General features: G+C 65.9%; 20 protein-coding genes. 9 read left to right on the forward strand and 11 right to left on the reverse strand.

Annotated elements, in window-relative coordinates; translation table 11 throughout:
- Positions 1 to 17 precede the first annotated feature (17 nt).
- The 4 genes from pqqC to AC0MAZ_RS01605 are packed head-to-tail and all read left to right on the forward strand — an operon-like array spanning position 18 to position 3,972.
- Positions 18 to 773, forward strand: coding sequence for a pyrroloquinoline-quinone synthase PqqC (gene pqqC, locus AC0MAZ_RS01590; protein WP_475859932.1), 756 nt, complete (start codon positions 18 to 20; stop codon positions 771 to 773).
- Positions 770 to 1,045, forward strand: coding sequence for a pyrroloquinoline quinone biosynthesis peptide chaperone PqqD (gene pqqD / locus AC0MAZ_RS01595; RefSeq protein ID WP_203649868.1), 276 nt, complete (start codon positions 770 to 772; stop codon positions 1,043 to 1,045). Before pqqC ends, pqqD begins: the two co-directional genes overlap by 4 nt.
- Complete coding sequence (gene pqqE, locus AC0MAZ_RS01600) at positions 1,017 to 2,165, forward strand: pyrroloquinoline quinone biosynthesis protein PqqE (protein ID WP_234561414.1); 1,149 nt, start codon at positions 1,017 to 1,019, stop codon at positions 2,163 to 2,165. Before pqqD ends, pqqE begins: the two co-directional genes overlap by 29 nt.
- Positions 2,146 to 3,972 (forward strand): S9 family peptidase, encoded by a 1,827-nt coding sequence (locus AC0MAZ_RS01605; protein WP_475859934.1) that lies wholly within the window; start codon positions 2,146 to 2,148, stop codon positions 3,970 to 3,972. The genes pqqE and AC0MAZ_RS01605 overlap by 20 nt, the downstream gene beginning before the upstream one ends.
- Positions 3,973 to 4,099: 127 nt before the next feature.
- Here AC0MAZ_RS01605 and AC0MAZ_RS01610 read toward each other — a convergent pair whose 3' ends face one another.
- Complete coding sequence (locus AC0MAZ_RS01610) at positions 4,100 to 4,258, reverse strand: YqaE/Pmp3 family membrane protein (protein ID WP_009681539.1); 159 nt, start codon at positions 4,256 to 4,258, stop codon at positions 4,100 to 4,102.
- 157 nt (positions 4,259 to 4,415) lie between these two features.
- Positions 4,416 to 5,693, reverse strand: coding sequence for an aspartate aminotransferase family protein (locus tag AC0MAZ_RS01615; RefSeq protein ID WP_475859936.1), 1,278 nt, complete (start codon positions 5,691 to 5,693; stop codon positions 4,416 to 4,418).
- Between the two features lie 208 nt (positions 5,694 to 5,901).
- Here AC0MAZ_RS01615 and AC0MAZ_RS01620 point away from each other — a divergent pair, with 208 nt between their 5' ends.
- Positions 5,902 to 6,825 carry a LysR family transcriptional regulator gene (locus AC0MAZ_RS01620; RefSeq protein ID WP_186712661.1) on the forward strand — a complete coding sequence of 308 codons (924 nt, stop codon included), beginning with the start codon at positions 5,902 to 5,904 and terminating at the stop codon, positions 6,823 to 6,825.
- Positions 6,826 to 7,225: 400 nt separating this feature from the next.
- Here the strand turns inward: AC0MAZ_RS01620 and AC0MAZ_RS01625 are convergent, their stop codons facing one another.
- From AC0MAZ_RS01625 to bioB, 9 genes are all read right to left on the reverse strand, one after another.
- Positions 7,226 to 9,004, reverse strand: coding sequence for an acyl-CoA dehydrogenase C-terminal domain-containing protein (locus tag AC0MAZ_RS01625; protein ID WP_475859939.1), 1,779 nt, complete (start codon positions 9,002 to 9,004; stop codon positions 7,226 to 7,228).
- 135 nt (positions 9,005 to 9,139) lie between these two features.
- Entirely contained in the window at positions 9,140 to 10,423 is a 1,284-nt protein-coding gene (locus AC0MAZ_RS01630; protein ID WP_203649858.1) for a GGDEF domain-containing protein, read from the reverse strand.
- 357 nt (positions 10,424 to 10,780) lie between these two features.
- The gene (locus tag AC0MAZ_RS01635) at positions 10,781 to 12,586 is read right to left on the reverse strand and encodes a phenylacyl-CoA dehydrogenase (protein ID WP_110734511.1); all 1,806 of its coding nucleotides are present in this window, start codon (positions 12,584 to 12,586) and stop codon (positions 10,781 to 10,783) included.
- 250 nt (positions 12,587 to 12,836) lie between these two features.
- Positions 12,837 to 13,133, reverse strand: a complete 297-nt coding sequence (locus tag AC0MAZ_RS01640; RefSeq protein WP_203649856.1) for a pyrroloquinoline quinone biosynthesis protein PqqE — start codon at positions 13,131 to 13,133, stop codon at positions 12,837 to 12,839.
- Positions 13,134 to 13,415: 282 nt separating this feature from the next.
- The gene (bioD, locus tag AC0MAZ_RS01645; protein ID WP_475859942.1) at positions 13,416 to 14,096 is read right to left on the reverse strand and encodes a dethiobiotin synthase; all 681 of its coding nucleotides are present in this window, start codon (positions 14,094 to 14,096) and stop codon (positions 13,416 to 13,418) included.
- Between the two features lies 1 nt (position 14,097).
- Complete coding sequence (gene bioC, locus AC0MAZ_RS01650) at positions 14,098 to 14,922, reverse strand: malonyl-ACP O-methyltransferase BioC (protein ID WP_232855058.1); 825 nt, start codon at positions 14,920 to 14,922, stop codon at positions 14,098 to 14,100.
- Entirely contained in the window at positions 14,915 to 15,646 is a 732-nt protein-coding gene (locus tag AC0MAZ_RS01655) for an alpha/beta fold hydrolase (protein ID WP_475859944.1), read from the reverse strand. Before AC0MAZ_RS01655 ends, bioC begins: the two co-directional genes overlap by 8 nt.
- Positions 15,639 to 16,811: an 8-amino-7-oxononanoate synthase gene (gene bioF / locus AC0MAZ_RS01660; RefSeq protein WP_475859946.1), complete on the reverse strand. Its 1,173-nt coding sequence runs from the start codon at positions 16,809 to 16,811 to the stop codon at positions 15,639 to 15,641. Before bioF ends, AC0MAZ_RS01655 begins: the two co-directional genes overlap by 8 nt.
- Before the next feature lie 2 nt (positions 16,812 to 16,813).
- Positions 16,814 to 17,872 (reverse strand): biotin synthase BioB, encoded by a 1,059-nt coding sequence (gene bioB / locus AC0MAZ_RS01665; protein WP_110734496.1) that lies wholly within the window; start codon positions 17,870 to 17,872, stop codon positions 16,814 to 16,816.
- Between the two features lie 90 nt (positions 17,873 to 17,962).
- On the opposite strand from bioB, the gene AC0MAZ_RS01670 reads away from it, so the two are divergent.
- The 4 genes from AC0MAZ_RS01670 (at position 17,963) to rarD (ending at position 21,643) form a co-directional block, all read left to right on the forward strand.
- Positions 17,963 to 18,700, forward strand: coding sequence for a ComF family protein (locus AC0MAZ_RS01670; RefSeq protein ID WP_203649845.1), 738 nt, complete (start codon positions 17,963 to 17,965; stop codon positions 18,698 to 18,700).
- 57 nt (positions 18,701 to 18,757) lie between these two features.
- Positions 18,758 to 19,522 (forward strand): TOBE domain-containing protein, encoded by a 765-nt coding sequence (locus AC0MAZ_RS01675; protein ID WP_475859947.1) that lies wholly within the window; start codon positions 18,758 to 18,760, stop codon positions 19,520 to 19,522.
- A 194-nt stretch (positions 19,523 to 19,716) separates the two neighbouring features.
- On the forward strand, positions 19,717 to 20,691 hold the full coding sequence (locus tag AC0MAZ_RS01680) for a serine/threonine protein kinase (RefSeq protein ID WP_475859949.1): 975 nt from the start codon (positions 19,717 to 19,719) through the stop codon (positions 20,689 to 20,691).
- 64 nt (positions 20,692 to 20,755) lie between these two features.
- Positions 20,756 to 21,643 carry an EamA family transporter RarD gene (rarD, locus tag AC0MAZ_RS01685; protein WP_203649835.1) on the forward strand — a complete coding sequence of 296 codons (888 nt, stop codon included), beginning with the start codon at positions 20,756 to 20,758 and terminating at the stop codon, positions 21,641 to 21,643.
- Positions 21,644 to 21,682: the final 39 nt, after the last annotated feature.

Here is a 21,682-nt window from a genome sequence, read left to right on the forward strand (position 1 = left end):
CTACAGGAATCCGCTTGATGAATGACACTGCGCCGATGTCCCCTGCCGAGTTCGAGCAGGCCCTGCGCGCCAAGGGCGCCTACTACCACATCCATCACCCCTACCATGTGGCGATGTATGAAGGCCGCGCCAGCCGCGAGCAGATCCAGGGCTGGGTGGCCAACCGCTTTTACTACCAGGTCAACATCCCGATGAAGGATGCCGCGATCCTGGCCAACTGCCCGGACCGCGAAGTGCGCCGCGAGTGGATCCAGCGCCTGCTCGACCACGATGGCGCGCCCGGCGAGGACGGCGGCATCGAGGCCTGGTTGCGCCTCGGCCAGGCCGTGGGCCTGGACCCCGACCAGCTGCGCAGCCAGGAGCTGGTGCTGCCCGGCGTGCGTTTCGCGGTCGACGCCTATGTCAACTTCGCCCGCCGCGCCAGCTGGCAGGAAGCCGCCAGCAGCTCGCTGACCGAGCTGTTCGCCCCGCAGATCCACCAGTCGCGCCTGGACAGCTGGCCGCAGCACTATCCGTGGATCGACCCGGCCGGCTACGAATACTTCCGCACCCGCCTGGGCCAGGCCCGGCGCGATGTGGAGCACGGCCTGGCGATCACCCTGCAGCACTACACCACCCGCGAGGGGCAGGAACGCATGCTGCAGATCCTGCAGTTCAAGCTGGATATCCTGTGGAGCATGCTCGACGCCATGAGCATGGCCTATGAACTGAACCGCCCGCCCTATCACAGCGTCACCCGCGAGCGGGTCTGGCACAAGGGGATCACCCTATGAGTTTCGACCGTCAACAGGTGCCCGCCTGGCGCCCCGGCTACCGTTTCCAGTACGAGCCGGCGCAGAAGGGCCATGTGCTGCTGTACCCCGAGGGGATGATCAAGCTCAACGACAGCGCCGGGCTGATCGGCGGGCTCATCGATGGCCAGCGCAGTGTCGCTTTGATCATCGCCGAACTCGAGCAGCAGTTCCCCGGTGTGCCCGAAGTCGCCGACGACATCGAGCAATTCATGGAGGTGGCCCGTGCCGAACACTGGATCACCCTCGCCTGAGGTACCGGTAGGCCTGCCGCTGTGGCTGCTGGCCGAACTCACCTACCGCTGCCCGCTGCAGTGCCCGTACTGCTCCAACCCGCTGGACTTCGCCGAGCAGGGCAAGGAACTGAGCACCGAGCAGTGGTTCAAGGTGATGGCCGAAGCCCGCGAGATGGGCGCCGCGCAGATCGGCTTTTCCGGCGGCGAGCCGCTGGTGCGCCAGGACCTCGCCGAGCTGATCGGCGAAGCCCGGCGCCTGGGCTACTACACCAACCTGATCACCTCCGGCATCGGCCTGACCGAGCAGAAGATCGCCGCGTTCAAGCAGGCCGGACTGGACCATATCCAGATCAGCTTCCAGGCCAGCGACGAGCAGGTGAACAACCTGCTGGCCGGCTCGAAGAAAGCCTTCGCGCAGAAGCTGGAGATGGCCCGGGCGGTGAAGGCCCATGGCTACCCGATGGTGCTCAATTTCGTCACCCATCGGCACAATATCGACAAGATCGACCGCATCATCGAGCTGTGCCTGGCCCTTGAAGCCGACTTCGTAGAGCTGGCCACCTGCCAGTTCTACGGATGGGCGCACCTCAACCGCCTGGGCCTGCTGCCGACCCGCGCCCAGCTGGAGAGGGCCGAGCGCATCACCAACGAGTACCGGGACAAGCTCAAGGCCGAAGGCAAGCCGTGCAAGCTGATCTTCGTCACCCCGGACTACTACGAAGAGCGCCCCAAGGCCTGCATGAACGGCTGGGGCAGCCTGTTCCTGACCATCACGCCGGATGGCACCGCGTTGCCCTGCCATGGCGCGCGCCAGCTGCCGGTGCAGTTCCCCAATGTGCGCGACCACGACCTGCGGCATATCTGGTACGACTCGTTCGGTTTCAACCGCTTCCGTGGCTATGACTGGATGCCCGAACCGTGCCGCTCATGCGACGAGAAGGAAAAGGACTTCGGCGGCTGCCGTTGCCAGGCCTTCATGCTCACCGGCGACGCCAGCAAGGCGGACCCGGTGTGCGCCAAGTCGCCGGACCATGGCATCATCCTCAAGGCCCGCGAGGAGGCCGAACACGCAACGCTGGAGATCGAACAGATGACCTTCCGCAACGAGCGCAATTCCCATGTCATCGCCCGTGGCTGAGTTCAGCGCCGCCCAGGCGGTGGCCGCCGGTACCGACTTCGCCGAGCTCAAGGTCGGCGCGCAAGGTGTGTTCTGGAACGAGTTCCGCCCTGCCGATGGCGCTTGCCGGGTCTGGCACTGGCGCGATCAGCAGGCCCGCTGCCTGACCCCGGACGGATTCAGTGTGCGCAGCCGGGTCTATGAGTACGGTGGCGGCAGCTTCTGCCTGGGCGACGACGGGCTGGTATTCGTCAACGAAAAGGACCAACAGGTCTACCTGCAGGCCCTGGATGGCAGCCCACCGCGCCCGCTTACCCACGCCGACGACTGCCGCTATGGCGATGTGCAGTGGCAGGCCGGCCAGGTGCTGGCCGTCGAAGAGCAGCATGGCGAACAGGTCGTGCATCGCCTGGTGAGCCTCTCGCCGGAGCATCGACAAATCCTGGCCGAAGGGGCCGACTTCTACGCCTCGCCCACGCTGAGCCACGATGGGGAACGCCTGGCCTGGATCGAGTGGGACCGCCCGGCCCAACCCTGGACCGTCACCCGCCTGATGTGCCGGGAACGCGAACCGTCTGGCGCCTGGGGCCCGGCACGCTGCATCGCCGGGCAGGACGAATCGCTGCAACAGCCCCGCTTCGACGAACAAGGCCGCTTGTATTGCCTGTCCGACCGCGACGGTTTCTGGCAGCCCTGGGGCGAACGCGACGGACACTGGCAACGCCTGCCCGCCGCGCCCGCCGATCATGCCGCCGCCCCTTGGCAACTGGGTGCCAGCACCTGGCTGGCCCTTGGCCCCGCCAGCTATCTGGCCAGCTGGTTCGAGGACGGTTTCGGGCAACTGGGGCTGCGCTGCGCCGATGGCGAAGTGGAGCGTTATGCCAGTGCGTACACGCGTTTTCGTAGCCTGGCGCTGGATGACGGACAGCTCTACGCCGTAGCCGCCTCGCCGATCAGCCCAGCGGCCGTGATCGCCATCGACCGGCGCAGCCACGAAGTCCAGGTGCTGGCAGGTGGCGCCGAGGTGCTGCCCGCCGAGGACATCAGCCTCCCACAGCCGATCCGTTACGCCAGTGGCGAAGGCGAGGCCAACGGATTCTTCTACCCGGCCATGCAAGGCTCGGATGGGCCATCGCCGCTGGTGGTGTTCATTCACGGCGGCCCGACTTCGGCCTGCTACCCGGTGCTCGACCCGCGCATCCAGTACTGGACCCAGCGCGGCTTTGCCGTCGCCGACCTCAACTACCGGGGCAGCAGCGGCTATGGTCGCGCCTACCGCCAGGCACTGCACCTGAACTGGGGAGCGAGTGATGTGGAAGATGCCTGCGCGGCGGTCGCCCATCTTGCCGGCCTGGGCCTGATCGACCCTGATCAGGCCTTCATTCGTGGCGGCAGCGCCGGCGGCTACACCACCCTTTGCGCCCTGGCCTTCCGGGACGTCTTCCGCGGCGGCGCCAGCCTGTACGGTGTCAGCGACCCCGAGGCGCTGGGCCGGGCCACCCACAAGTTCGAAGGCGACTACCTGGACTGGCTGATCGGCGACCCCCGGCGCGATGCCGAGCGTTATCGCCAGCGCACGCCCCTGCTGCACGCCGGGCGGATCAAGGTGCCGGTGATCTTCTTCCAGGGTGAACTGGACGTGGTGGTGGTGCCGGAGCAGACCCGCAGCATGCTTGAAGCGCTCAAGGCCAACGGCATCGAGGCCGAGGGGCATTTCTACGCGGGCGAGCGGCATGGCTTTCGCCAGGCGGCGAACCTGGCGCATGCGCTCGAGGAGGAGTGGAAGTTCTACTGCAGGTTGCTAAGCCAGGCAACGCCATCCCTGTAGGAGCGGCCTTTTGCCGCGAAAGGGCCGCGAAGCGGCCCCGGCGATATCTGCTTTACCGCTGAGAACCTGGGGCTGCTTTGCAGCCCTTTCGCGGCACAAGGCCGCTCCTACAGGGGCCGCGTGTCCCCTAGCGCTTGGCGATGATGTACACCGCGTGCACGATCCCGGGGATATAGCCCAGCAAGGTCAGCAGGATATTCAACCAGAACGCGCCACCGAACCCCACCTGGAGGAACACGCCCAGCGGCGGCAGGATGATGGCGATGATGATGCGGATGAAGTCCATGTGCTGCGCTCCTTGAGGGTGTATCAACACAGACTAGCCGTGCCTGGCAGAGGTTCCACCGGGCAAAAAAAACGCCCCGGGCCATGTATTTCAGGCCAGGGGCGATGCGCAGGAACGCCAGACGGTTCGTTGAAATTCTGTATGCCGGAGCAACCGGTCAGGCCGGCACTTCGCGGCGGTTATGCTGCTGGGCATGCAGGCGGGCGAACGCCCGGGCCAGGCGCAGGAGCATCTCGTCGATATTGCCCTTGCTCACGGTCAGCGCCGGCGAGAACCGCACCACGTCGGCCTGCGGCGCATTGAGCAGCAAGCCCTCCTGCAGCGCGGCCTCGACCAGTTGCGCCGCGCTGTCTTCACGCAGTTGCAGGCCCCACAGCAGCCCCTCGCCACGCACCTCGCCCTGGCCGTAGCGACCCGCCAGGCGGCTCAGGCCATCGCGCAGGTGCCGGCCACTGTCCAGCACCTGCTCGAAGAAGCCCGCCTCCAGCACGGTCTGCAACACGGCCAGCCCGGCGGCGCTCATCAGCGCGTTGCCATGGTGGCTGCCTTCCAGCTCGCCCGGTTCGGCGCAGCAGGCGCGGCCACGGGCCAGTAGCGCCGCCAGGGGCACGCCGCCGCCCAGGCCCTTGCCGAGGGTGATGATGTCGGCCCGTACGCCGTAGGACTCTTCTGCCAATAGGGCGCCGCAGCGGCCTACACCTGTCTGTACTTCATCGAGGATCAGCAGGATGCCCAGCTCACGGCACAGGCGCTCGACACCCTGGAGGTAATCACGGGTGGCCGGAATCACGCCGGCTTCTCCCTGGATCGGCTCGAGCATGATCGCCACGGTGCGCGAGTCGACCGCCGCGTGCAGCGCCGCCAGGTCGTTGAACGGCACCTTGCTGAAGCCCGGCAGGCCGGGCTCGCAGCGGTTGCACGGCAGCGGGTCGGAGGCCGACAAGGCCCCCAGGGTGCGACCATGGCAGCCCTGGCTGGCGGTGATGATGTGATAGGCGCCGTTGCGGTGCAGCTGGCCCCACTTGCGCGCCAGCTTGATCGCGCCCTCGCAGGCTTCTGCACCGCTGTTGAGCAGGTAGGCCTGGTCACTGCCGGTGCGCTGGCACAATAGCTCGACCAGGCTCAGCAGGCCGCGGCTGTGATAGCCGGCGCCGGGATTGATCAGCGCCTGGGCCTGGTTGCCCAGCGCCTTGACCAGCACGCTCGGGCTGTGGCCCAGGCTGTTGACCGCGCAGCCCTGGGTGAAGTCCAGGTAGGCGTGCCCCTCGCTGTCCCACAGCCAGGAACCCTGACCACGCACGAACACCTGCGGCGCGCGCTCGGTGCTGGGCATCAGCCGATCGCGGGAGAGCTGCGCGCCGGCCGGCTCGATCACCGGAGCACGCTTGGGCTCGGCGACGGCGGGCGCCGAACGGCGCAGGTTGAACAGGTTCATCAGGGCTCCGGCCAATCACGGGTGGGCGGTCAAGGTTCCGGTCTGGCGCCGGAATCGGATATTTTGCCTTGCCTATCAAAAGTGTTTTTCATCCGGGGTAACAATCGCCTGAATAGCCGCTGTAACCCTTTGGAATACGGCGATAGACTAGGCTTGCGGTCGGTTCCCGGCCATTTCGTTTTTCCAGCTTTTTCGATAAGTATCACTTATGGATTTTCGCCAACTGCGTTACTTCGTCGCGGTCTACGAAGAGGGCCATGTGGGCCGTGCCGCCGAGCGTCTGTCACTGTCACAGCCGGCACTGTCGCAGCAGATCCGCCAACTGGAACACAGCCTCGACCTGAGCCTGTTCGAACGCAGCAACAAGCGCCTGCTGCCCACGCTGGCCGCCCACACCCTGTACAACCATGCCGTGCCCCTGCTCGACGGCCTGCAACGGGCCCATGAAGCCATGGGCAACTTCAAGGGCCAGTCGCTGCGCACCCTGGCCATCGGCGTGCTGCAGACCGTGCGGCCAAGCCTGGTACCGCAGTTGCTGGAACGGGTGCGCAAGGCCCAGCCGCATCTGGTGGTGCAGATCTATGAACTGTCGGGGTCGGAGATCGAGCGGCGCCTGCTCAATGGCGGCCTGGACATCGGCATCAGCTACCTGCCGCCGCGCCAGCCCGGGCTGCATGGTTTGCTGCTGTACGAGGATGAACTGCAGCTGGTGATCCCCAGGACCCACCCGCTCAAAGACTTCAAGAAGGTCTCGATCCGCCAGGCGGCGGAGCTGCCGATGCTGATGCTCGGCGAGGAGTTCCAGATCCGCCAGATCTGGAAGGCGCAGCTGGCCAGCCAGGGTCGCAGGCCCCAGGTACAGGCCGAGATGAACAACATGGCGGGGATCCTCGACAGCCTGGCGCACACGGCGCTGGCAACCATCCTGCCGGGCAGGGCCAAGGATGCCGCACAGGACGATCAGGAACTGCTGTGGAAGCCCCTGAGCGAGCCGCGGGTGCCGCTGAAGGTTGGCCTGGTGTTCCGCGATGCCCAGCGCCAGCAGGCTTCGGTGGAGCTGCTGCGGACCCTGCTGGAGGAAGAAGCCGACCCGCGCCAGCTGGGCGTCTCGCCTCTGGACGTGCTCGGCTGAAAAACACGCGCACAAAGAAAACCCCGCCTAAGCGGGGTTTTCCAGACTGTTTCCCTTCGACATCCCTATCATCCCGCCGTCCTGGCAGGAAATCCTTCGTGTCCCTGTTCTAGCTTTTCGCGCTTCCTGCGCTACTTCCGTGTAAGGCGTCCTGCTCTGTCCATTGCGCGTCCTGCGCTACGTCCATGTAAGAAAGAGTAACCGTGGATCCAATCTTAGGAAAGAGGCGAAACGTCACCACGTCGTGTAAGCCAAAGCTTACAAAAGCAGCCCATTCACAAACACGCCGCCCTGACAAAACAAAAGGCCGCCCCTACAGACGGATTGCATCCCCCTTGTAGGAGCGGCCTCGCCGAGGCGTCGGACCGGCCGGATGGGCTGCAACGCAGCCCCAAAATGGTCAGAACTGCGCAGCGTCCAGCAGGTACAGCGACTCGCTCCCCGCCTTCACCGATGCCACCAGCGAGTGAACCCGTGGCAGCAAACGTGCGAAGTAGAACCGTGCCGTGCCCAGCTTGGCGCCGTAGAAGTCGGCATCCCCTTCACCGGCCTTGGCCGCCCGTGCCATCAATGCCCACATGTAGGCATAGGCGACATAGCCGAATGCGTGCAGGTACTCGACCGAGGCCGCGCCGATTTCGTTGGGGTTGCCCTTGGCCTGGTCCAGCACCCAGGCGGTCAGCTCATCGAGCTGGTCAAGGGATGCCGCCAGCGGCTTGGTGAATTCACCCAGCTCGCCGCCGGCGGTGGCAATGAACTGGCGGATCTCGTCGGCGAACAGCGTGTAGTAGGCGCCGCCGCTGGCCACCACCTTGCGGCCTACCAGGTCCAGTGCCTGGATACCGTTGGTGCCTTCGTAGATCTGGGTGATACGCACATCGCGCACCAGCTGCTCCTGGCCCCATTCGCGGATGTAGCCATGGCCACCGAAGACCTGCTGGCCATGCACGGTGCACTCCAGGCCCAGGTCGGTGAGGAAGGCCTTGGCCACCGGGGTCAGCAGCGCCACCAGCTCCTCGCTGCGCTTGCGGGTCGCGGCGTCTTCGCTGTACTTGGCGCTGTCGAGCTGCATCGCCACATAGGTGGAGAACGCGCGACCGCCTTCGGTCAGCGCCTTCATGGTCAGCAGCATGCGGCGCACGTCCGGGTGGACGATGATCGGGTCGGCCACCTTGTCCTTGGCCTGCGGGCCGGTCGGGGCGCGGCTCTGCAGACGGTCGCGGGCGTACTCCACGGCGTTCTGGTAGGAACGCTCGGCCGAAGCCAGGCCCTGGATGCCGACACCCAGGCGCTCGTAGTTCATCATGGTGAACATGGCCGCCAGGCCCCTGTTCGGCTCGCCGACGATGTAGCCGACCGCTTCGTCGAAGTTCATCACGCAGGTGGCCGAGCCCTGGATGCCCATCTTGTGCTCGATCGAGCCGCAAGTGGCCGGGTTGCGCGCGCCGAGGCTGCCGTCCTGGTTGACCAGGAACTTGGGCACCAGGAACAGCGAGATGCCTTTAGGGCCTGCCGGAGCATCCGGCAGCTTGGCCAGCACCAGGTGGATGATGTTCTCGGTGAGGTCGTGCTCGCCGCCGGTGATGAAGATCTTGGTGCCGCTGACCTTGTAGCTGCCGTCGGCCTGGGGTTCGGCCTTGGTGCGGATGATGCCCAGGTCGGTACCGGCGTGGGGCTCGGTGAGGCACATGGAACCGGCCCAGACGCCGGCGTACATGTTCGGCAGGTACTGTTCCTTGAGCGCTTCACTGGCGTGGGCGTTGATCGACAGGCAGGCGCCGGCGGTCAGCATCGGGTACAGGCCGAAGGCCAGGCTCGAGGCGTTGACCATCTCCTCGACCTGGGCCGAGACGGCCTTGGGCATGCCCATGCCACCGAAGAGCGGATCACCGCCAACGCCGACCCAGCCCCCTTCGGCGTAGGTCTGGTAGGCCTCGATGAAGCCTGCCGGGGTACGCACCGAGCCGTTGTCCCAGTGGCAGCCCTCTTCGTCGGCGGCGCGGCTCAGCGGCGCGATGGTCTTGCCGGTGACCTTGCCGGCCTCTTCCAGCACGGCCATGGCCGTGTCCGCATCGACGGCCTCGGCCAGGGCGGGCAGTTGCGACCAGAGCGTGGCCACGTCGAAGACTTCATTGAGGACGAAGCGCATATCGCGCAGGGGCGCTTTATATTCAGCCATGACAACCTCTCGCTATCGGGGTCGGAGCGGCCCGTCGGGGCCGCGGCACTGGGATGACCGCAGTGTAACCGAACAACTTTTACGAGACATAGGGTCATCATGCGACCGAATAGTCTTACATAGTCACACGAAAATTCACGCCATGCGCACGGCGCCGCGCCGCGACTGCTGGCCGAAGGTCATGACACAGTTGCGCCCCGCGCCCTTGGCGCTGTACAGCGCCTGGTCGGCGGACTTGAGCACTTCGTCGGGGTTGCGGTGCTCGGCCTGGCGCTCGGCCACGCCGATGCTGATGGTTACCGACACCGTGGTATTGGCCCCTCCGACACGGCGCTGGCGACCCGCGGAATCATCCTGCGGACGGCTGTTCTGGTCACGCAACTGGATGGCGTAGTTGGCGATCATCTCGCGCACCGCCTCCAGGTGCGGCAGGCACTCTTCGGCGGTCTTGGCGGCGAACACCAGGGCGAATTCCTCGCCACCGTAACGGTAGGCGCGCCCGCCGCCGGTCACCTTGGACAGGCGGCTGGCGACCAGGCGCAGTACCTGGTCGCCGACATCGTGGCCGTGGGTGTCGTTGAATTTCTTGAAGTGGTCGACGTCGGTCATGGCGATCACATAGTTGCGCCCCAGGCGCTGCATGCGCTCGTTCAGGGCGCGCCGCCCGGGCAGGCCGGTGAGTTCGTCGCGGAAGGCCATCTGGTAAGCCTCGTGGGACACCGCGGCGGCGATCATCAGCATCACCTGGCTGCACATGATGTTCAGGGTGAACGGCAGGATGAAGGTCTTGGGCAGCATCCAGAAGATGCCGATCAGGCCGATGATCTGCGCGGCATGCAAGGGCCTTGGCTCACGCAGGTACTGCACCACCAGCAGGATGAACACCGCCAGGAACAAGGGGTAGGCCAGCTGGATCAGGCTCATCCACTGACCATGCAGCGCGGGCCAGCGGATCTCGGCCAGCCAGCCCAGCAGCGCCTCGGGAAAACTCTGCTCCAGCGCCACCGCCACGCTGCTCACGGCGAACAGCACGGCGAAGCGTGCCAGCAGGTCCTGGGCCAGGTGGGTGCGTTCCTGCCACGCCCCGTACAGGCCGAACAGCGCCGGCAGCAGCAGGCACACCAGGTGGAAGATCACCGCCGCATCCTCGCGGACCCGGCCGTTGTCGCGGTAGTAATCGGTCTGGGTATCGAGCAGGAAATAGGCGACGTACACCGTGACCATCAGGAACAGCTCGCGCTGGCGGCGGTACACGGCGCAGTAGGCGCCCCCCAGCAACAGCACCAAGGTGGGTAGAACGTTGAACAGCGATGTGAAGAAGACGCTGAGGTCCCTCACATAGGCTGCCGCAAGCCCTGCCAGCAACAGAATCAGCGAAGGCAGGAAGTGGCTCGCGCGTACAGCGGATAGACGAAACAAGGGTAATCTCCGACCCGGCAGATCAATAATGGCATTGTGCCCCTACTTCATCGGCAGTGCACATGAATAGATGAATACAGATGCCCGCTTTAACGGCAGATCAGGGGCCAAGCTTGAGACTTTCTCGTTACTGGATGCGACATTCCTGATTTCGCGCGATCCGTGTAGGAGCGGCCTTGTGCCGCGAAAGGGCTGCGCAGCGGCCCCAGGATTCAGCGTTGAAACAAAGATCGCCGGGGCCGCTTTGCGGCCCTTTCGCGGCACAAGGCCGCTCCTACAGGGGGTTCGTGTAAAAACCCGGGCGAAAAAAAACCGCCTGCCGGTGAGGGCAGGCGGTTTTTGGTACAACCAACCGGTTTAGATGGACAGACCGAAGTCTTCTTCCTTCATCGCCATCAGGTTGTCGGCGCCGGACAGGATCGCCGCGACGTGGCTGCGGGTACGCGGCAGGATGCGCTGGAAGTAGAAGCGCGCGGTCTGCAGCTTGGCGGTGTAGAACGCCTCTTCGCTGGTGCCGGCTGCCAGTTTCTCGGCGGCCAGGCGGGCGATGTCGGCCCAGAAGTAGGCCAGGCACGCGTAGCCGGAGTACATCAGGTAGTCCACCGAAGCGGCACCCACTTCCTCGCGGTCCTTCATCGCGGCCATGCCGATCTTCATGGTCAGCTCGCCCCACTCCTTGTTGATCGCGGCCAGTGGCTCGACGAACTCCTTGGTGGCGGCGTTGCCTTCCTGCCCTTGGCAGAACTTGTGGACGATCTTGGTGAAGCCCTTGAGCGCCTCGCCCTGGGTCATCAGCACTTTACGGCCGAGCAGGTCGAGGGCCTGGATGCCGGTGGTGCCTTCGTACAGCATGGAGATACGGCTGTCGCGCACGTTCTGCTCCATGCCCCACTCGGCGATGAAGCCGTGGCCGCCGTAGATCTGCACACCGTGGTTGGCGGCTTCGAAGCCGACTTCGGTCATGAACGCCTTGGCGATCGGGGTCAGGAAGGCCAGCAGGGCGTCGGCCTTCTTGCGCTCTTCCTCGTCCTGGCTGTACTTGACGATGTCCACCTGCTTGGCGGTGAAGTACACCATCGCACGGTTGCCTTCGGCGAAGGCCTTCATGGTCAGCAGCATGCGACGCACATCCGGGTGGACGATGATCGGGTCAGCGGCTTTTTCTGGTGCTTTCGGGCCAGTCAGCGAGCGCATCTGCAGGCGGTCACGGGCGTACTTCAGGCCACCCTGGAACGCCACTTCGGCGTGGGCCAGGCCTTGCAGCGCGGTGCCCAGGCGAGCAGTGTTCATGAAGGTGAACATGCAGTTCAGGCCCTTGTTGGCCGGGCCGATCAGGTAACCGGTGGCGCCGTCGAAGTTCATCACGCAGGTGGCGTTGCCGTGGATGCCCATCTTGTGCTCGAGGGAGCCGCAGCTCACGCCGTTGCGCTCGCCCGCGCCGCCTTCGGCGTTGGGCAGGAACTTCGGCACGATGAACAGCGAGATGCCCTTGGTGCCGGCAGGGGCATCGGGCAGGCGGGCCAGGACGATGTGGACGATGTTGTCGGCCATGTCGTGTTCACCGGCCGAGATGAAGATCTTGGTGCCGGAAACCTTGTAGCTGCCGTCGGCCTGAGGTTCGGCCTTGGTGCGCAGCATCCCCAGGTCGGTGCCGCAGTGCGGCTCGGTCAGGCACATGGTGCCGGTCCACTCGCCGGATACCAGCTTGGTGAGATAAGTCTCTTGCTGCTCGGGAGTGCCGTGCTCGGAGATGGTGTTCATCGCGCCGTGGGACAGGCCTGGGTACATGCCCCACGACCAGTTCGATTCGCCAACCATTTCGCTGAGCGTGAGGCCCAGCGACTCGGGCAGGCCCTGGCCGCCGTGCTCGATGTCATGGGCCAGGCTCGGCCAGCCACCCTCGACGAACTGCTCATAGGCTTCCTTGAAGCCGGTCGGTGTCTTCACGCCCGACTCGCTCCAGGTGCAGCCTTCGAGGTCGCCGACACGGTTCAGCGGGGCCAGGACCTGCTCACAGAATTTCGCGCCTTCTTCCAGGATCGCGTTGACCATGTCGGGCGTGGCGTCCTGGCAGCCCGGCAGGCTCTGATAGTGCGCCTCATAGCCGAGCAGCTCGTCGCGGACGAAGCGGATATCACGCAAGGGGGCTTTGTAATCAGGCATTGCGATGAACCTCTGTGATGAGTTCGGTGGGGAGACCGCGGATACCGACCAGCTCTTGGCGGCTTTCGGTCAAACAGTTGTTTGAAACTTACGTTTAGGTGGCCTCGCTGTCAAGGTGGGTGAACGATGGCATTTATGCCGCCGAATATGACATTTACGCCAAGCACCCTTAAACGCATCGCGGGGCAAGCCCGCTCCCACGAATGGAAGCGGGCTTGCCCCGCGACGTAACCGGATGTGATTCAGCGGGTCAGACGTAGGTGTCGATGAACCGACCGAGCATTTCATCGGAAGCCTTGGCGACTTTGACGCCGAGTTCGACTTCGTGCTTGCCCAGGGCCAGTTGCACGGTGCTGGTGGCCAGGTCCAACTGCTGGCTGCGGTCTACACCGCGCAGGCGCTCGGCCTGGTATTCGGTGGATTGCCCGCTGGTGCCACGCTCGACAGCACCGCTGGCAATCTGCTGGGCGGCCTGGTCGACACGGTTCTGGCCGTTCTGGATGGCACCCAGGCCCGCGTAGAAGGCGGAGCTCGCATTGATTTCCATGTCAGGACTCCATGACGCTGGATGATGAACAGGCCTTATTAAAGCAGCAGACAGGGAAAAAGGCCCGTTTAAATCAATAATAGCCTAGTGCTATCCAATAGACTGGGTAATGCTTACAAGCTCCGCACCGAGCAACGCCACTCCCCAAGGGAATCTCCAGGCCAAAAACATTCTGTGGGAGCGGGTTTACCCGCGAATGCGTCGATGAACTCACTGCCGTATTCGCGGGTAAACCCGCTCCCACAGGAGAAGCGGCTTGTCGCCAGAAATTTGCCCGAGGCACTAATCCAGCAGATCAAGCTGCAGGTGCTCGGCGACGGCATCCGCTCCCACCTGCTTGAGCCACGGCACCCGCCCCAGGCAGGGCGCGGGCAGACGCTCGGCCAGGCTGGACAGGTTTTCTTCCAGGCGCGATGTACGCGGATCGACGATGTTCGCCACCCATCCCGCCAGTTGCAGACCGTCCCGGGCGATGGCTTCGGCACTGAGCAAGGCGTGGTTGATGCACCCAAGCCGTACGCCCACCACCAGGATCACCGGCAGCTTCAAGGCAATGGCCAGGTCCGACAGGTTGGCATGGTCGGACAACGGCACGCGCCAGCCACCGGCGCCTTCGATCAAGGTGAAGTCGGCGTGCTGCGCCAGCACCTGCTGCATGGCATCGCGCAGCGCCGGCACGCTCAGCGCCACCCCGGCCTCGCGGGCCGCCACATGCGGGGCGATAGCCGGCTCGAAGGCGAAGGGGTTGACTGCTTCATAGGACAACTTGACCGAGCTTTCGTCGATCAGCGCCAGGGCGTCGCTGTTGCGCATCCCCTTGGCCGTCACCACGCACCCGGACGCCACCGGCTTGGCCGCCAGGGTGCTCAACCCCAGTTGCCGCGCCGCATGCAGCAAACCCGCGGCGATGGTGGTCTTGCCTACATCGGTGTCGGTGCCGGCAATGAAATAGGCCTTGCTCATGTCACTGCTCCCCGTCCAACGGCTTGCGCAAGACGCCGTAGACCACCTGGTAGGTGGCCGGCAGGCCTTGCGCCTGGCGGTACTGTTCGTAGGCCTGCAACAGGCCCTGCATCCGCGCCCGCCCGGTGAGCCCCGACGGGCGCCCCGGATTGAGGTTGTGCGCGCCCAGCGCCTTGAGCTCATGGGTCAGGCTGCGCACGTCGGGATAATGCAGCACGTGGGGACGCCGCTCCAGATCGATCAATTCCAGCCCGCTGTCACCGCACAGGCGCTGGTAATCCTCGAAACGCCGGAAGCGATTGACGTGCACCATGCCATCCACGGCCTGCCAGCTGGCGCGCAATTCATCGAGAGTGCCCACGCACAGGCTGCTGAAGGCCAGCACGCCGCCGGGGCGCAGCACCCGCCGCGCCTCGTCCAAAACGCTGGAGAACTGGCCGCACCACTGCACCGCCAGGCTGCTGAACAACAGATCAATACTGTCATCGCGCAACGGCAGGCGCTCGGCGTCGCCCGCCACATGATGCCGGGCGCCGCCCTGCTCGCGGGCATGGCGCAGCATCCCTTCGGCGATATCCACCGCAACGCCGCCCGCATCCGCGAAGCGCTCGGCCAGCACCCGGCTGAAGTGGCCGGTACCGCTGCCCATGTCCAGCCAGCGCTCAGGCGCGAGGCCGCTGGGCAGCTTTTCCAGCAGCGCGATGCCCACGGCGCGCTGCAAGGCCGCGACGCTGTCGTAGCTGGCCGCAGCGCGGGAAAACGAAGCCGCCACCTGGCGCTTGTCCGGCAACGCGCCGGGCAGGGTGGGCTGGGAAAGGTCAGTCATCGCCACTCTCATGCAGGAAACTCTTGATGCCCGCCGCCAGCTCCTGGGGATACTCCAGCAGGAAGGCGTGGGAACTGTCTTCGACCAGACCGACTTCCACGTCGGGCAGCAGGTCGCTCAGGGCTTGGGCCGCTTCCACCGGCACCAGCGCGTCACTGCCGGCGAACAGGTGCAGCTGCGGGCCGCCGTATTGCTCCAGGGCGGTGCGGGTATCGAGGCTGGCCAGGACTTCCAGCCCGGTGGCCAGGTACAGCGGATCGGTGTCGGGCACGCCCACCCCCAGCTGCCGCAGCAAGGTGCGGGGTTGCTGCGCGCCCTCGCTGCACAGGGTGCGGAAGCGCTTGAGGGTGACATGGGTGTGGCTGCGGCAGCCGTCCAGGAAGGTGCCGAAGGTATCGGCGGGCATGCCGTGCGGCCAGTCCGGCCGGGCCACGAAGCAGGGATTGCTGGCCAGGGTGAGCAAGCCGCAACAGTGGTCGCCGCGCTTGTGCGCCAGAGCGCTGGCGAGCATGCCGCCGAGCGACCAGCCGCCCAGCCACACGTCGGTCGGCAGCTTGCGGTCCAGATGGTCAACCCAGGCCTGGACATCGCTGTCGGCCAATTCCGGTAGCGGCATCAGCTCGACCTGCAGGCGTGGATCCTGGGCGCGCAGGCTGGCGGCCAGCGGCTCCAGTGAAGCGGTGCCCAGGCCCCAGCCGGGCAGGAGGATCAGTCGGTTACGCATCGGCGGACTCCAGCTGTGGATAACACTCGGCCAATGCATTCAACAATAGCTGGACCTGCGCCTCACTGTGGGCGGCGCTCAGGGTCACCCGCAAGCGGGCGCTGCCGGCGGGCACGGTGGGTGGGCGAATCGCCGTGACCAGCAACCCGCGCTCGCGCAACAGGCGGGACAACGCCAGCGCCCGGGCCGCATCGCCGATCAGGATTGGCTGGATCGCCGTATGGCTGTCCATCAGGGTCAGGCCAATCTGCTCGGCGCCCGTGCGGAACTGCCGGATCAGCGCGGCCAGGTGCTCGCGCCGCCAGTGTTCGCGGCGCAGCAAGTCCAGGGCCTTGAGCGTGGCGCAGGCCAGCGCCGGTGGCTGGCTGGTGGTGTAAATATAGGGCCGGGCGAACTGCACCAGCGCCTCGATCAGCTCCTCGCTACCGGCGACGAAGGCGCCGGAGGTACCGCAGGCCTTGCCCAGCGTGCCGATCAGCACCGGCACATCCTCGACACCCAGGCCGCAATGCTCGACCAGGCCACCGCCATTGGCGCCCAAGGTCCCCAGGCCATGGGCATCGTCGACCATCAACCAGGCACCGCGTGCGCGGGCCTCCCTGGCCAGGGCCGGCAGGTCGGCGCAGTCGCCGTCCATGCTGAACACGCCGTCGGTGACCACCAGGGTATTGCCGGTGGCCTTGCCCAGGCGGCTGGCCAGGCTGGCCGGATCGTTGTGCAGGTAGCGGCTGAAGCGGGCGCCGCTGAGCAGGCCGCCGTCGAGCAGGGAGGCGTGGTTGAGGCGGTCCTGTAACACCGTGTCGCCCTGCCCGACCAGCGCGGTGATCGCACCGAGGTTGGCCATGTAGCCGGTGGAGAACAGCAACGCGCGCGGCCGGCCCGTCAGCTCGGCCAGCGCCTCCTCCACCTCATGGTGCGGGGTGCTGTGGCCGATCACCAGGTGCGAGGCACCGCCACCGACACCCCAGCGCTCGGCGCCGTCACGCCAGGCCTTGATCACTTCGGGATGATTGGCCAGGCCCAGGTAGTCGTTGCTGCAGAAGGCCAGCAGCGGCTGGCCATCGACCACCACCTGCGGCCCCTGCGGGCTTTCAAGCAGTGGTCGCTGGCGGTACAGGTCGGCGGCACGCCGTTCGGCCAGGCGCGCGGCGAGATCGAAGGCCATGCTCAGGCCGAGGCTGCGTCGTAGAACAACTCGCTGCTGCGCTGCTCGACCAGCGCCTGCTCGATGGCGGCCTGGTGCACTTCGTCGGCGTGCTCCTCACGGGCCTCCGGCTGGATACCGAGGCGGGCGAACAGCTGCATGTCCTTGTCGGCCTGCGGGTTGCCGGTGGTCAGCAGTTTCTCGCCGTAGAAGATCGAGTTGGCGCCGGCCATGAACGCCAGGGCCTGCATCTGCTCGTTCATCTGCTCGCGACCGGCCGACAGGCGCACATGAGACTTGGGCATGAGGATCCGGGCCACGGCCAGCATGCGGATGAAGTCGAACGGATCGACGTCCTCTTCATCGGCCAGCGGCGTGCCGGCGACCTTGACCAGCATGTTGATCGGCACCGACTCCGGGTGCTCGGGCAGGTTGGCCAGCTGGATCAGCAGGCCTGCGCGGTCGTCCAGCGACTCGCCCATGCCGAGGATGCCGCCGGAGCAGATCTTCATGCCGGCATCGCGCACGTAGGCCAGGGTCTGCAGACGCTCGCTGTAGGTGCGGGTGGTGATGATGCTGGTGTAGAACTCCGGCGAGGTGTCGAGGTTGTGGTTGTAGTAGTCCAGGCCGGCCTGGGCCAGGGCCTGGGTCTGCTCCTGGTCGAGTTTGCCGAGGGTCATGCAGGTTTCCAGGCCCATGGCCTTGACCCCTTTGACCATCTCCAGCACGTAGGGCATGTCCTTGGCCGACGGGTGCTTCCACGCCGCGCCCATGCAGAAGCGGGTCGAGCCGATGGCCTTGGCCCGGGCGGCCTCCTCCAGCACTTTCTGCACTTCCATCAGCTTCTGCTTTTCCAGCCCGGTGTTGTAGTGACCGGACTGCGGACAATATTTGCAATCTTCCGGGCAGGCGCCGGTCTTGATCGACAGCAGCGTGGAAACCTGCACGCGATTGGGGTCGAAGTGCGCGCGGTGCACGGTCTGGGCCTGGAACAGCAAGTCGTTGAACGGCTGCTGGAACAGGGCCTTGACCTCGGCCAGGGACCAGTCGTGACGTGTGGTTGCAATTGCGCTGGCGCTCATCGGCGTTTCCTTATCTATGGTCTGACTGACGCCGGGACAGGAAAACCCTCCAGCGCATCACGGATAGCACGCATAGTTACGGAAGGCCTCATGCACTGTCAACCAATCAAGAACAAGCTGGTTTACATCTGTACAAATATCGATCAATTCTGTTTGCTCTGCGACGAGCCTGCCGAGCAGCCCTATCCCTTGTGCATCGCTTGCGAGCAGGCGCTGCCCTGGCTGGACGAGCAGTGCCGCCGTTGCGCGCTGCCCCTGGCCATCGACGGCCTTCTCTGCGGCGGTTGCAGCCGCCGCCCTCCCGCATTCAGCCAAGTGATCGCGCCGTGGCATTACGGTTTTCCCATCGACACCCTGGTCAGCCGTTTCAAGCACAACAGTCAGTGGCCGCTGGGGCGGTTGCTGGCGCAGTTGCTCGGCCACAGCCTGATGCATCGCTACGACGAAGACCTGCCACGGCCGGACCGCCTGTTGCCCGTGCCGCTGGCCAGGCGTCGACTGCGCCAGCGCGGCTTCAACCAGGCGGCGATGCTCGCCCGCTGGCTCGCCGGGCAACTGCGCCTGCCCTGTGACGAGCGCCTGCTCCTGCGTGTGCGCGATACCCCGGCGCAGCAGGCCCTCGGCGCCCGGGCCCGGCAACGCAACCTGCGCCAGGCCTTCGCCCTTGCCCCCGGCAGCGAGCTCGACGGCCTGCACCTGGCACTGGTCGATGACGTGCTGACCACCGGGGCGACCGCCCAGGCCATCGCCCGGCTGCTGCGCCAGGCCGGCGCCCGGCGGGTCGACATCTACTGCCTGGCGCGCACGCCCAGGCCGGGCCAGGCTTGACTTGCCCCGGTGACGGCGGCAACGTCGCGGGACCTACACCACACCCGATGCCCGCCCATGTCCCTGCCAGCCCTGCTCACCCAGCACATCGCCCGCCGTCCACAGCGCATCGCCCTGTTGCAGCATGTCGCCGAACAGGGCTCGATCACCCGCGCCGCCAAGGCCGCCGGCATCAGCTACAAGGCCGCCTGGGACGCCATCGACGAACTCAACAACCTGGCGGCGCAGCCCCTGGTGGAACGCAGCACCGGCGGTCGCGGCGGCGGTGGCGCGCGGCTGTCCGCCGAAGGCGAGCGGGTGCTGCGCCTGTACCAGCGCCTGCAGGCGCTGCAGGCGGAGATTCTCGAATCCGCCGAGGACAGCAGCGACCTCGATCTGCTCGGACGCCTGATGCTCCGCACCAGTGCGCGCAACCAGCTGCAGGGGCGGATCAGCGGGCTGCGCCGCGAAGGCCGGCATGACCGCATCAGCCTGGACCTGGGCGGCGGGCTGGAGATCGAGGCCTTGATCACCCGGGGCAGTACCGAGCGGCTGGAGCTGGCGCTGGGGGGGACGGTGGTGGCGCTGCTCAAGGCCGGCTGGGTACGGTTGCTGGACGCGGATGAGACGCCGGAGCCTGGGAGCAACTGCCTGAAGGTCAAGGTCGAAGAGGTGCTGATTGAACAGGGCGGGCCGGGCGAGGTGCGCCTGGCGCTGGGCAATGGCCAGACCTTGTGCGCCATCGCCGAAGCGGCTTGGCTGGCGCAACGGCAGGTCCAGCCGGGGAGCGCCCTGCGGGTGCAGTTTCATCCGTCGTTCGTGTTGCTGGGGGTGCCGGTCTAGCCTGGCCGTGCGCTGCGCGCCCGGATCGAGGGGCAAGCCCGCTCCCACGCTGTTGATTCATGCAACTTGGCTCACTGTGCGACAGCGCAACCTAAAAGACTGGGTGATCTCCTGTGCTCATACCGACTCAGGAGCGGGTCAGCCTTGGGATTGGGGTAACATGCAGGCCGCAGTCCCAGCGACCGGAGCCTCTCATGTCCCACCCCTTCGACACCCTCACCCCCGACCTCGTGCTGGACGCCGTGGAAAGCCTCGGCCTTCTAAGCGATGCACGGGTGCTGGCGCTCAACAGCTACGAGAACCGCGTCTACCAGGTGGGCATCGAGGACGCGCAGCCGCTGATTGCCAAGTTCTATCGCCCTGGGCGCTGGAGCGACGCGGCGATCCTCGAGGAACACGCCTTCACCCGCGAGCTGGCCGAGTGCGAAGTGCCCGTGGTGGCGCCAATGCTGCACGAAGGCCGCTCCCTGTTCGAGCACCAGGGCTTTCGCTTCACCCTGTTCCCCCGCCGTGGCGGCCATGCCCCGGAGCCGGGCAACCTCGACCAGCTCTATCGCCTAGGGCAGTTGCTCGGGCGCCTGCACGCGGTAGGCGCGACCAAACCCTTCGAGCACCGTGAAGCCCTGGCTGTGGACAACTTTGGCCATGCCTCGCTCAAGACCCTGCTTGACGGCGACTTCGTGCCCCGCGAGTTGCTGCCGGCCTACGAATCGGTGGCCCGCGACCTGCTCAAGCGGGTCGAGGACATCTACGCTCGCACCTCGTACCAGCCGATCCGCCTGCATGGTGACCTGCACCCCGGCAACCTGATGCACCGCGACGACGTCTACCACGTGGTCGACCTCGACGACTGCCGCATGGGCCCGGCCGTCCAGGACCTGTGGATGATGCTCGCCGGCAGCCGCGAAGAGCGTCTCGGCCAGCTGGCCGAACTGATCGACGGCTACAACGAGTTCCACGACTTCGACCCGCGTGAGCTGGCCCTGATCGAACCGCTGCGCGCCCTGCGCCAGTTGCACTACAGCGCCTGGCTGGCGCGGCGCTGGGACGATCCGGCGTTCCCGCCGAGCTTCCCCTGGTTCGGCCAGCCGCGCTACTGGGGCGATCAGATCCTCGCCCTGCGCGAGCAGATCGCCGCGCTCGATGAACAACCGTTGAAATTGTTCTAGGTCCAGGCCGAGGTCTGTCTACAATAGGCGTCGCTTTATTTAGCTACCTAAGCAAGGATTCTGCATGCACGCCGCCAACCCGCGCCGCGGGTACCTCCTGGGCCTCGGCGCCTACATCATCTGGGGCCTGTTCCCCCTGTACTTCAAAGCGATCCAGAGCGTTCCGGCGGTGGAAATCATCGTCCACCGCGTGCTCTGGTCGGCCCTGTTCGGCTCGCTCCTGCTGCTGGTGTGGAAACACCCCGGCTGGTGGCGCGAACTGCGCGACAACCCGCGGCGCCTGGCGATCCTCGCGCTCAGCGGTGCGCTGATCGCCGGCAACTGGCTGACCTACGTGTGGGCGGTGAACAACGGGCGCATGCTCGAGGCCAGCCTGGGCTACTACATCAACCCGCTGATCAACGTGCTGCTGGGCATGCTGCTGCTCGGCGAGCGCCTGCGCCGCCTGCAATGGCTGGCGGTGGTCCTGGCGGCCCTGGGCGTGGCGCAGCAGGTGTGGCAGGTCGGCAGCCTGCCCTGGGTGTCGCTGGCCCTGGCGCTGTCGTTCGGCTTCTATGGCTTGATCCGCAAACAGGCACCGGTAGCGGCGCTGCCGGGGCTGGTGGTCGAGACCTGGATGCTGGTGCCCATTGCCATCGGCTGGTTGTTGCTGCACCCGACGGCCAGCAGCGCCAGCCCTGAGTTCTTCAGCAGCAGCGAAGCGCTGTGGCTGATCGCCGCCGGCCCGGTGACACTGGTACCGCTGGTGTGCTTCAACGCCGCTGCACGCCACCTGCCCTATACCACGCTGGGCTTCCTGCAGTACCTGGCACCGACCCTGGTGCTGCTGCAGGCAGTGCTGCTGTTCGACGAACACCTGTCGTCGAGCACCTTGGTGGCGTTCGCCTTTATCTGGGCGGGGCTGGCTGTCTACAGCGTCGATGCCTGGCTGAGTTTGCGCAAGCGCGCCTGATCAAAAAATGATCATATTGCTGTAGGCCACGGGGGACGT

It is taken from the genome of Pseudomonas sp. A (assembly GCF_056270345.1).

Bases quoted from the DNA above. Each gene is read 5' to 3' on its own strand.
- AC0MAZ_RS01635 (WP_110734511.1), bottom strand. From the start codon at position 12,586: ATGCCTGATTACAAAGCCCCCTTGCGTGATATCCGCTTCGTCCGCGAC.
- AC0MAZ_RS01610 (WP_009681539.1), bottom strand. From the start codon at position 4,258: ATGGACTTCATCCGCATCATCATCGCCATCATCCTGCCGCCGCTGGGC.
- AC0MAZ_RS01640 (WP_203649856.1), bottom strand. From the start codon at position 13,133: ATGGAAATCAATGCGAGCTCCGCCTTCTACGCGGGCCTGGGTGCCATC.
- AC0MAZ_RS01655 (WP_475859944.1), bottom strand. From the start codon at position 15,646: ATGCGTAACCGACTGATCCTCCTGCCCGGCTGGGGCCTGGGCACCGCT.
- bioD (WP_475859942.1), bottom strand. From the start codon at position 14,096: ATGAGCAAGGCCTATTTCATTGCCGGCACCGACACCGATGTAGGCAAG.
- AC0MAZ_RS01675 (WP_475859947.1), top strand. From the start codon at position 18,758: ATGTCCCTGCCAGCCCTGCTCACCCAGCACATCGCCCGCCGTCCACAG.
- bioF (WP_475859946.1), bottom strand. From the start codon at position 16,811: ATGGCCTTCGATCTCGCCGCGCGCCTGGCCGAACGGCGTGCCGCCGAC.
- AC0MAZ_RS01605 (WP_475859934.1), top strand. From the start codon at position 2,146: ATGTCATCGCCCGTGGCTGAGTTCAGCGCCGCCCAGGCGGTGGCCGCC.
- AC0MAZ_RS01680 (WP_475859949.1), top strand. From the start codon at position 19,717: ATGTCCCACCCCTTCGACACCCTCACCCCCGACCTCGTGCTGGACGCC.
- AC0MAZ_RS01615 (WP_475859936.1), bottom strand. From the start codon at position 5,693: ATGAACCTGTTCAACCTGCGCCGTTCGGCGCCCGCCGTCGCCGAGCCC.
- rarD (WP_203649835.1), top strand. From the start codon at position 20,756: ATGCACGCCGCCAACCCGCGCCGCGGGTACCTCCTGGGCCTCGGCGCC.
- AC0MAZ_RS01670 (WP_203649845.1), top strand. From the start codon at position 17,963: ATGCACTGTCAACCAATCAAGAACAAGCTGGTTTACATCTGTACAAAT.
- pqqD (WP_203649868.1), top strand. From the start codon at position 770: ATGAGTTTCGACCGTCAACAGGTGCCCGCCTGGCGCCCCGGCTACCGT.
- pqqC (WP_475859932.1), top strand. From the start codon at position 18: ATGAATGACACTGCGCCGATGTCCCCTGCCGAGTTCGAGCAGGCCCTG.
- AC0MAZ_RS01620 (WP_186712661.1), top strand. From the start codon at position 5,902: ATGGATTTTCGCCAACTGCGTTACTTCGTCGCGGTCTACGAAGAGGGC.
- bioC (WP_232855058.1), bottom strand. From the start codon at position 14,922: ATGACTGACCTTTCCCAGCCCACCCTGCCCGGCGCGTTGCCGGACAAG.
- AC0MAZ_RS01625 (WP_475859939.1), bottom strand. From the start codon at position 9,004: ATGGCTGAATATAAAGCGCCCCTGCGCGATATGCGCTTCGTCCTCAAT.
- bioB (WP_110734496.1), bottom strand. From the start codon at position 17,872: ATGAGCGCCAGCGCAATTGCAACCACACGTCACGACTGGTCCCTGGCC.